We start from the raw sequence: 9,463 nt of genomic DNA, 5'->3' as shown, positions 1-9,463 counted from the left end.
AAGCGGCCCTTTTTGGTGACTGCTGCGCAGTCCAGCGGGAGCAAGCTCCCTCGCCACAGAGTTAGCGCAAACTTTCAGTTAACCGGCGATCTCTGCCATACGTTGCCACAACGCGTAGTACACCCGCCCGGATTTCTGCTCGCGGTGCAGGCGCCAGTTGCCCGGCAGGCCCAGCGTCGAAGGCGCGGTCTCGCTTTCAGTGTAGATCCACGAATCCGGCGCCAGCCATTGGCGCTCTTCCAGCAAGGTGCAGACCGCTGGCAGCAGATTCTGATTGAACGGCGGATCGAGGAATACCAGATCGAACGGCGTGGCGACCTGGGTTTCCAGATACCGCAGCGCATCGGCGGTCTGCACCTGGCCGTTGCTGCAGCGCAGGGTGCCGAGGTGTTCCTTCAGGCTCGACACCGCAACGTGGCTGGCATCCAGCGCCTGACCCATGGCTGCGCCTCGGGACAGAGCCTCGAGAAACAGCGCGCCGCTGCCGGCGAACGGATCCAGCACCTTGGCTCCGGCGACATACGGTGCGAGCCAGTTGAACAGGGTTTCGCGCACGCGGTCCGGCGTCGGGCGCAGGCCCGGCGCATCGGGGAAGCTCAGTTTGCGGCTGCGCCATTCGCCGCCGATGATGCGCAGCTGGTTCACACCGTTGTGAACGTTCTGCGCAGGTTTTTTAGGACGAGTAGCCATTAATGCTCCGGAACCCCGAGCGGTTGCTCGGCAGGTTTATCAGATGGGGCCGGTAACGGCTTTTGCGGCACGGTCGGGCCAGCGCTGACGATGACCAGTTTGTCCGTGCTCAGGTGTTTGTTCATCGCATCTTTGACCTGCTCGACAGTCAGGCTCTGGGACTGCCGCATGAAGTCATCCAGATAGCTCAACGGCAGATTATAGAAGCCCATGGCACCCAGTTGGCCGACGATATCGGCGTTGCTGGCGGTGGACAGCGGGAAGCTGCCGGCCAGTTCGCGTTTGGCGTCGTCGAGTTCTTTCTGGGTCGGGCCGGTCTTCAGATAATCGGCGAGCACGTCCTGCACCAGTTTCAGGGTGCCTTCGCTCATCTCCGCGCGAGTCTGCAGGTTGATCATGAACGGGCCGCGAGCCTGCATCGGACTAAACCCGGAATACACGCCATAGGTCAGGCCGCGCTTCTCGCGCACTTCGCTCATCAGACGCGTGCCGAAACCGCCGCCACCGAGGATCTGGTTACCCATCGACAACGCCGCGTAATCCGGATCGTCACGGTCGATGCCCAGTTGCGCGAGCATCAGGTTGGTCTGCTTCGACGGGAACTCGATGTGGCCGATGCTGGCCTTGGGTTCCTGCGGCTGGGCGATCTTCGCCAGCGCCGGGCCTTTGGGCAGGGCGCCGGAGACCTGATTGGCAATCGCCTCCGCTTCGGCGCGCGACAGGTCACCGACCAGTGCGATCACCACGTTGCCCGCGGCGTAGGCCTTGGCATGGAATTCACGCAGTTGCGCCAGAGTGATCTTCGGCACGCTCTGCGGGTTGCCGTCGCTGGAATGCGCATACGGGTGGTCGCCGTACAAACGCTTCATCAGCTCGAGGCTGGCGAGTTTGCCGGGGTTCTGTTTCTGGTATTCGAAACCGGCGAGCATCTGGTTCTTGATGCGCGCAAAGGAGTCCGCCGGGAAAGTCGGTTTGCCCACCACCTCCGAGAACAGTTTCAGCGCCGGCTCGCGTTGTTCGGCGGCACTCAGACTACGCAGCGAGGCCAGCGCCATGTCCTTGTAGGCACCGTTGCCGAAATCCGCACCGAGACTTTCGAAGCCCTGGGCGATGGCGCCAACATCCTTGCCGGCCACGCCTTCGTTGAGCATGGCGTTGGTCAGAATTGCCAGGCCCGGCGCATTGCCGTCCTGGCTGCTGCCAGCGGCGAAGATCAGGCGCATGTCGAACATCGGCAGCTCATGGGCTTCGACGAACAGCACTTTGGCGCCGTCGGCAGTGTTCCAGGTCTGCACGTCGAGCTTGCGGCTGGCCGGGGCCTTGCCGTCGAGTTCGGCCAGCGATTGCAGCTTCTGGCTGGACTTGGCGTTGTCCAGTGCTTCGCTGGCGTCGGTTTTGGCGCCGGGCATCAGATAGAACGCTGCCGAGCCGATCACGGCGATAGCGATCAGGCCGAGCAACAGGCGTGGGGTTTTACGCTCACTCATGAGTCGTCTCCAGTGGCAGGACATGGGCGACGCTGAGACGTTCGCGGGTGAAATACAGCTTGGCGGCGTTCTGGATGTCTTGCGGGGTGACGCTTTCCAGGTCGGCGAGTTCGGTGTCCATCAGTTTCCATGACAGCCCGACCGTTTCCAGTTGGCCGATGGCGGTGGCCTGGCTGGTGATCGAATCACGTTCGAATACCAGACCGGCAATCACTTGTGCCCGCACGCGCGCCAGTTCTTCGGCGGACGGCGCGGTGGTTTTCAGCTGTTCCAGCAGTTTCCACAGACCGGCCTCGGCTTGCGCCATGGTCTTGTTCTTCTGCGTGTTCGGCGTCGCCGACAAAGTGAACAGGCTGTCGCCACGGGTGTAGGCGTCGTAGCTCGACGAACCACCGGACACCAGCTCTTCGCCGCGCTCCAGTTGCGTCGGGATGCGCCCGCTGTAGCCGCCGTCGAGCAGCGCCGAGATCAGCCGCAGGGCGTTAACCGAGCGTTTGTCCTCAGCAGTGGCGATGCTGGGCACGTTGAAGCCGAGCATCAGGCTGGGCAATTGGGTTTGCACATGCAGGGTGATCTGGCGCTCACCCGGCTCGGCCAGTTCCAGCGGTTTCTTCGCCGGTGGCACGTCGCGTTTGGCAATCGGGCCGAAGTAGCGCTGGGCGAGGGTCTTCACTTCATCAGGAGTGACGTCGCCGACCACCACCAGCGTGGCGTTGTTCGGCACATACCAGGACTGATACCAGTGGCGCAGCTCTTCGACCTTCATCCGGTCCAGGTCAGCCATCCAGCCGATGGTCGGCGTGTGGTAACCGCTGGCCGGGTAAGCCATCGCCTTGTAGCGCTCGTAAGCCTTGGACATCGGCTTGTCGTCGGTGCGTAGGCGGCGCTCTTCCTTGATGACTTCGATTTCCTTGGCGAATTCGTCAGCCGGCAGGCGCAGATTGGCCATGCGGTCGGCTTCCAGTTCGAAGGCCACGCCCAGACGGTCGCGGGCCAGCACCTGGTAATAAGCAGTGAAATCGTCGCTGGTGAAGGCGTTTTCTTCAGCGCCCAGGTCGCGCAGGATCAACGAGGCTTCGCCGGGGCCGACTTTCTCGCTGCCCTTGAACATCATGTGCTCGAGCGCGTGGGACAGACCGGTCTGGCCCGGAGTTTCGTAGCTGGAGCCGACCTTGTACCAGACCTGCGACACCACGACTGGCGCGCGATGGTCTTCGCGCACGACGACCTTGAGGCCGTTGTCGAGGGTGAATTCGTGGGTCGGTTGCGGGTCGGCCGCCAGGGCCGAAAGGGGCAGGCAGACTGTGCTGAGCAGCAGGCCTGCAGCGCGGCGGGCTAGAGCATTCATTCGTTTTTTAACCTGTTGGGCTGCCCGCTTGGTCTTAGCCTAGGCGGGCGAGGAGGTGCTAGGATACTGATCCGTTTTACTGGCGGCCACGCCTATCAGGCCTTTGATCGGTCCGTAGGTTGTATGGGTTTCCGGCAGAAGCTTTGAGTTTGTCAGCTAAACTCTGCGTTTTCGCCGACGATGCCGTTCCAGTCCTTCGTATTAATCGACCTTTGAGGTGCCTGTGGCGCCTCGACAAAATGTTGCGCGTGAACAAGCTGGATGAAACACAGTCTGTTCTGCATCGAATATTTATTTGCCGGGGCGCCCTTATGGCGCGTCGCTACCGTGAGATAGCCGTCCTCCATGTTTGGTTCCAACGACGACAAGAAGACCCCAGCTGCGGCTGGCGAGAAGAAAAGCCTGTTCGGATGGCTGCGTAAGAAACCGCAGGAACCCGTCGTCGAACAGCCGCCCGCGATTCCTGAGCCAGCCCCGGCGCCAGTCATAGAAGAAGAGCCGGCGCCGATCGTGCTGCCGATTGCCGAGCCGGTGCTGCAACCGGTCGAGCCTGAGCCCGAACCTGAAACTTCAGTGGCGGCCGAGCTGCCACTGACTCCGCCTGCCGAGCCATGGCTCACCCTGCCAGTGGCAGAGGAGCCGGTGGCCCTGGTCGAAGAGGCCGCGCCGCATGTGACGCCTCCAATTCCCGCGCCTGCCGCGTTCGTCCCTGAAGTCGCTCCGGCGCCAGTGGTTGAGCCGGTTGTCGAGCCTGCGCCGGTTGTTCCCGAGCCCGCTGCGCCAGTATTCGTTGCTCCGGTTGCTCCGGTTGCTCCGGTTGCTCCGGTTGCGCTGCAGCCTGCACCTGCGCCGGTTGTCGCGGCTCCGGTCGCGCCGGTTGAAGTGGTTGCTGAAACGCCAGTCGAAGCACCGCGTACCGAAGAAACCAAGGCCGGTTTCTTTGCCCGTTTGAAACAAGGCTTGTCCAAGACCAGCGCCAGCATCGGCGAGGGCATGGCCAGTCTGTTCCTTGGCCGCAAAACCATCGATGACGATTTGCTCGATGACCTCGAAACCCGTCTGCTGACCGCCGACGTGGGTGTCGAAGCCACCACGCAGATCATCCAGCGCTTGACCCAGAAAGTCGCCCGCAAGGAACTGGCCGACGCCGATGCGCTGTACAAGTCGTTGCAGGCCGAGTTGGCGGCGATGCTCAAACCGGTCGAGCAACCGCTGAAAATCACCTCGCAGAACAAACCGTTCGTGATTCTGGTAGTCGGCGTCAATGGCGCCGGCAAAACCACCACCATCGGCAAACTGGCGAAGAAGCTGCAGCTGGAAGGCAAGAAAGTCATGCTCGCTGCCGGTGACACCTTCCGTGCCGCCGCCGTTGAGCAGCTGCAGGTCTGGGGTGAGCGCAACAAGATCCCGGTGATTGCCCAGCACACCGGTGCCGACTCGGCTTCGGTGATCTTCGATGCCGTGCAGGCTGCCAAGGCCCGTGGCATCGACGTGCTGATCGCCGACACCGCCGGTCGTCTGCATACCAAAGACAACCTGATGGAAGAGCTGAAAAAGGTGCGCCGGGTGATCGGCAAGCTCGACGCCGACGCGCCACACGAAGTGCTGCTGGTGCTCGACGCCGGCACCGGTCAGAACGCGATCAACCAGGCCAAGCAGTTCAATCAGACCGTCGAACTGACTGGCCTGGCGCTGACCAAGCTCGACGGCACCGCCAAGGGTGGGGTGATTTTCGCCCTGGCCAAGCAATTTGGTCTGCCGATCCGCTACATCGGCGTCGGTGAAGGCATCGACGATCTGCGTACCTTTGAAGCCGAACCCTTTGTCCAGGCACTGTTTGCCGAGCGGGAGCGTTCATGATTCGTTTCGAACAGGTCGGTAAGCGCTACCCGAACGGTCACGTCGGCTTGCATGAGCTGAGCTTTCGAGTCCGTCGTGGCGAGTTTCTGTTTGTCACCGGCCACTCCGGTGCCGGTAAATCCACGCTGTTGCGCCTGTTGCTGGCGATGGAACGCCCGACCAGCGGCAAACTGCTGCTGGCCGGGCAGGATCTGAGCACCATCAGCAACGCGCAGATTCCGTTTCTGCGCCGGCAGATTGGCGTGGTGTTCCAGAACCACCAGTTGCTGTTCGATCGCACGGTGTTCAACAACGTCGCGCTGCCGCTGCAGATTCTCGGGCTGTCCAAGGCCGAGATCGCCAAGCGCGTCGATTCGGCGCTGGAGCGCGTGGCGCTGTCGGATAAAACCGATCTGTACCCCGGCGACCTGTCCACTGGTCAGCAACAGCGCGTCGGCATCGCCCGCGCCATCGTCCACCGTCCGGCGCTGCTGTTGGCGGACGAACCGACCGGTAACCTCGACCCGCGTCTGGCGGCCGAAATCATGGGCGTGTTCGAAGACATCAACCGGCTGGGCACCAGCGTGCTGATCGCCAGTCACGACCTGGCCCTGATTGCGCGTATGCGGCACCGTATGCTGACCCTGCAACGCGGCCGACTGATCGGCGACGGGGAGGCCGGCGTATGAGTGCGACACGCAGTCCGAAGGTATCCGAGCGCGTGGCCCCGAAAGCCGCCGACCCGCAACCGCCAAAGAAGAAAAAACACGACGATGACGACGGCCCGGACTTTTCCACGCTGTTGCGTTCGTGGATCGAAAGTCACCGCGCCAGCCTGCTCGACAGCCTGCGGCGCCTCGGCAAGCAGCCAATCGGCAGCTTCTTCACCTGCATGGTGATGGCCGTGGCGCTGAGCCTGCCGATGGGCCTGTCGCTGCTGATCAACAACGTCGAGCGTCTCGGCGGTTCGTGGCAGCGTGCGGCGCAGATTTCGCTGTATCTGCAACTGGACGCCACGCCCGCGCAGGGCGAATCGTTGCGCGAGCAGATCAAAGGCATGCCGGGTGTCGCTGATGCCGAATATGTCGGCCGCGATCAGGCGCTGGAAGAGTTTCAGCAGCAGTCCGGTCTGGGCGAAGCCCTGCGCGAGCTGCCGGAGAACCCGCTGCCGGGCGTGGTGCTGGTGACCCCGAACGAGGTCGACAAGCCGACTCTGGAAGCATTAAGACAAAAACTTTCCGAGCTGCCCAAGGTACAACAGGCGCAACTTGATCTAGTCTGGGTCGAGCGTCTGGCTGCCATCCTCAAGCTCGGTGACCGCTTTGTCTTCGGTCTGACGGTGCTTTTGGTGTCTGCATTACTTTTGGTGATAGGCAATACCATTCGTCTTCATATTGAAAACCGCCACACAGAGATAGAAGTGATTAAACTCGTCGGCGGCACCGACAGCTATGTGCGTCGTCCCTTTCTGTATATGGGCGCGTTGTACGGGTTCGGTGCGGGGGTTCTGTCCTGGGGTGTGTTGGCGTTCGGCCTGAACTGGCTCAACGACGCGGTGGTTGGACTGGCCGGCTTGTACGGCAGTGATTTCGCGCTGGCCGGAGTGCCAGTTGCCGACGGTCTGTCGCTCTTGCTTGGCGCGGTGCTGTTGGGTTATATCGGTGCATGGATTGCAGTCGCACGTCATCTCAGGGAGCTGGCGCCGAAGTAGAATCTTTTTTGCGCGTGATTGACCTTGCGGTTTTTTTGGGAACTTGTACTTGAATTCCCGGTCAATTTTTCGCAGTGCCGAGAGGCACGAGTATGTAAGTGGGAGGTTTTTTCGCATGACCAATTCTTTGCAACCTGCGTACGCGTTGGTTCCGGGTGCGAACCTGGAAGCCTATGTGCACACCGTCAACAGCATTCCATTGCTGACGCCGGAGCAGGAGCGTGAACTGGCCGAGAGTCTCTACTATGAGCAGGATCTGGGGGCGGCTCGGCAGATGGTGCTCGCCCACCTGCGATTTGTCGTACACATTGCCCGTAGCTATTCCGGCTACGGTCTGGCTCAGGCTGACCTGATCCAGGAAGGTAACGTCGGCCTGATGAAGGCTGTAAAACGCTTCAACCCGGAAATGGGAGTGCGTCTGGTGTCGTTCGCCGTGCACTGGATCAAGGCGGAAATTCACGAGTTCATCCTGCGCAACTGGCGCATTGTGAAAGTCGCGACCACCAAGGCCCAGCGCAAGCTGTTCTTCAACCTGCGCAGCCAGAAGAAACGTCTGGCGTGGCTGAACAACGAGGAAGTCCACCGTGTGGCGGAAAGCCTCGGCGTTGAACCGCGTGAAGTGCGTGAGATGGAAAGTCGCCTGACCGGCCACGACATGGCCTTCGACCCGGCTGCAGAGGCCGATGACGACAGTGCTTTCCAGTCGCCGGCCAACTACCTGGAAGACCACCGGTACGACCCGGCGCGTCAACTGGAAGATGCCGACTGGAGCGACAACTCCAACCACAACCTGCACGAAGCGCTGGAAGTGCTGGACGAACGTAGCCGCGACATCCTCTACCAGCGCTGGCTGGCAGAAGAAAAAGCCACGCTGCACGACCTGGCGCAGAAGTACAACGTATCGGCCGAGCGGATCCGTCAGCTCGAGAAGAGCGCGATGAACAAGCTCAAGTTGTCGATCGCCGCCTAACCGGCGCCTCGGCAAAAAAAACGCCCCGATCAGTGATGATCGGGGCGTTTTTGTTTAGAAGATCAAAAGATCGCAGCCTGCGGCAGCTCCTACACGGGACTGCTTTGCACCTGTAGGAGCTGCCGCAGGCTGCGATCTTTTGCTTTTAGCTACTGCGCCCAAGGCGCCCGGCGCGAATCATCCAGCCCCAGCAAATAACTGGTCCCGCCCAACTGACTCATCTGCTGCCGAATCCATCCGGCCCGCCGCGATACATAGGCCGTTGGATGGCTGGCGCTCCACACGCGCGGGTTAGGCAGCACCGCCGCCAGATAACTCGCCTGCTGCCGCGACAGTGACTTGGCGCTCACACCAAAGTGATGACGTGCTGCGGCTTCGGCACCAAACACCCCGTCATCCCACTCGACGCTGTTCAGGTAAACCTCAAGAATCCGCTGCTTGGGCCACAGCACCTCGATCAGTGCGGTAAACCACGCTTCCAGGCCTTTGCGCAGATAACTGCGGCCCGACCACAGGAACAGGTTCTTCGACACTTGCTGACTCAGAGTGCTGGCGCCGCGAATCGAACCGCCCAGTTCGTTGTGGGCCAATGCCGCCTGGATCGCGCCGAAGTCAAAACCCCAGTGCTCGGGAAACTTCTGGTCTTCGCCGGCCATGACCGCGACTTTGAGATCGTCGGAGATTTCGTCCCACGGTTTCCAGGTGCGCTGCAGGTCAATCGGCTCACCGTCGACCCAGGATTCGACCTTGCGCTCAACCATCAGCGCCGTGCCCGGCGGTGGCACGAAGCGAAACAGCAATACCAGCAATACACTGCCGCCCGCGAACCAGAGCAGGGCCTTCGTGAGACGACGCAAAAGTGAACGCAGCATAGAGATGGCTTGGCCGAACCGATAGAGCGGGCCATTATACAGACCCTGCCGAACGAGTCTGACTGGAGTTCCACATGCTGCGTGGCTTTCTGATGCTGGCCGCTTTCTTTGGTTTTACCGGTGTGGGCCTGGGCGCCTTCGCCGCTCATGGCCTGAAAAGCCGCCTGACCCCCGAGTATCTGGCGATTTTCCACACCGGCGTGACCTATCAACTGGTGCACACCCTGGCGCTGTTCGGTGTGGCGCTGCTGGCCACGCAGATTCAGGGGCGGCTGGTGACCTGGGCCGGTATTTCGTTCGCCGTCGGCATTCTATTGTTCTCCGGCAGCCTGTATGTGCTGACCACCACCGGTATCAGCAAGCTCGGCATCATCACTCCGTTCGGCGGTCTGGCGTTTCTGGTCGGCTGGCTATGTCTGGGCCTCGCCGCCTGGCGCCTGCAACTGGCCTGACCGGTCCCTGTAGGAGCTGCCGCAGGCTGCGATCTTTTGATCATTAAAAGCAAAATCAAAAGATCGCAGCCTGCGGCAGCTCCTACAGGGGATG

Annotated in this window: 10 protein-coding genes; 5 read left to right on the top strand and 5 right to left on the bottom strand. The window is 61.4% G+C overall.

All coding sequences use genetic code 11. From position 1 onward, the window contains the following. Window positions 1-78 precede the first annotated feature (78 nt). The 4 genes from rsmD to DBR18_RS21845 form a co-directional block, all read right to left on the bottom strand. Window positions 79-690, bottom strand: a complete 612-nt coding sequence (gene rsmD, locus DBR18_RS21860) for a 16S rRNA (guanine(966)-N(2))-methyltransferase RsmD (protein ID WP_108591872.1) — start codon at window positions 688-690, stop codon at window positions 79-81. Continuing rightward, on the bottom strand, window positions 690-2,177 hold the full coding sequence (locus DBR18_RS21855) for a pitrilysin family protein (RefSeq protein ID WP_108591871.1): 1,488 nt from the start codon (window positions 2,175-2,177) through the stop codon (window positions 690-692). Before DBR18_RS21855 ends, rsmD begins: the two co-directional genes overlap by 1 nt. Continuing rightward, window positions 2,170-3,525 carry a pitrilysin family protein gene (locus DBR18_RS21850; protein ID WP_108591870.1) on the bottom strand — a complete coding sequence of 452 codons (1,356 nt, stop codon included), beginning with the start codon at window positions 3,523-3,525 and terminating at the stop codon, window positions 2,170-2,172. Before DBR18_RS21850 ends, DBR18_RS21855 begins: the two co-directional genes overlap by 8 nt. 152 nt (window positions 3,526-3,677) lie before the next feature. Then, a complete protein-coding gene (locus tag DBR18_RS21845; protein WP_025112092.1) occupies window positions 3,678-3,872 on the bottom strand; it encodes a hypothetical protein in 195 nt (64 codons plus the stop codon). Here DBR18_RS21845 and ftsY point away from each other — a divergent pair. The 4 genes from ftsY (at window position 3,871) to rpoH (ending at window position 8,045) form a co-directional block, all read left to right on the top strand. After that, window positions 3,871-5,385 carry a signal recognition particle-docking protein FtsY gene (gene ftsY, locus DBR18_RS21840; RefSeq protein ID WP_108591869.1) on the top strand — a complete coding sequence of 505 codons (1,515 nt, stop codon included), beginning with the start codon at window positions 3,871-3,873 and terminating at the stop codon, window positions 5,383-5,385. The two genes, DBR18_RS21845 and ftsY, sit on opposite strands and share 2 nt — an antisense overlap. Further along, on the top strand, window positions 5,382-6,053 hold the full coding sequence (ftsE, locus tag DBR18_RS21835; protein ID WP_003229148.1) for a cell division ATP-binding protein FtsE: 672 nt from the start codon (window positions 5,382-5,384) through the stop codon (window positions 6,051-6,053). Before ftsY ends, ftsE begins: the two co-directional genes overlap by 4 nt. After that, a complete protein-coding gene (ftsX, locus tag DBR18_RS21830) occupies window positions 6,050-7,075 on the top strand; it encodes a permease-like cell division protein FtsX (RefSeq protein WP_108591868.1) in 1,026 nt (341 codons plus the stop codon). Before ftsE ends, ftsX begins: the two co-directional genes overlap by 4 nt. 115 nt (window positions 7,076-7,190) lie before the next feature. After that, window positions 7,191-8,045 carry an RNA polymerase sigma factor RpoH gene (rpoH, locus tag DBR18_RS21825; RefSeq protein WP_003229146.1) on the top strand — a complete coding sequence of 285 codons (855 nt, stop codon included), beginning with the start codon at window positions 7,191-7,193 and terminating at the stop codon, window positions 8,043-8,045. A gap of 149 nt (window positions 8,046-8,194) precedes the next feature. Here the strand turns inward: rpoH and mtgA are convergent, their stop codons facing one another. Beyond that, complete coding sequence (gene mtgA / locus DBR18_RS21820) at window positions 8,195-8,917, bottom strand: monofunctional biosynthetic peptidoglycan transglycosylase (RefSeq protein ID WP_027610570.1); 723 nt, start codon at window positions 8,915-8,917, stop codon at window positions 8,195-8,197. A 74-nt stretch (window positions 8,918-8,991) separates the two neighbouring features. On the opposite strand from mtgA, the gene DBR18_RS21815 reads away from it, so the two are divergent. Next, window positions 8,992-9,369, top strand: a complete 378-nt coding sequence (locus tag DBR18_RS21815; protein WP_108591867.1) for a DUF423 domain-containing protein — start codon at window positions 8,992-8,994, stop codon at window positions 9,367-9,369. The last annotated feature ends 94 nt before the right edge of the window (window positions 9,370-9,463 follow it).

This window comes from Pseudomonas sp. HMWF021 (genome assembly GCF_003061005.1).
Classification (GTDB): domain Bacteria; phylum Pseudomonadota; class Gammaproteobacteria; order Pseudomonadales; family Pseudomonadaceae; genus Aquipseudomonas.
Note: the sequence above shows the minus strand (reverse complement) of the source record. Positions and strands in the feature narration are given on the sequence as shown.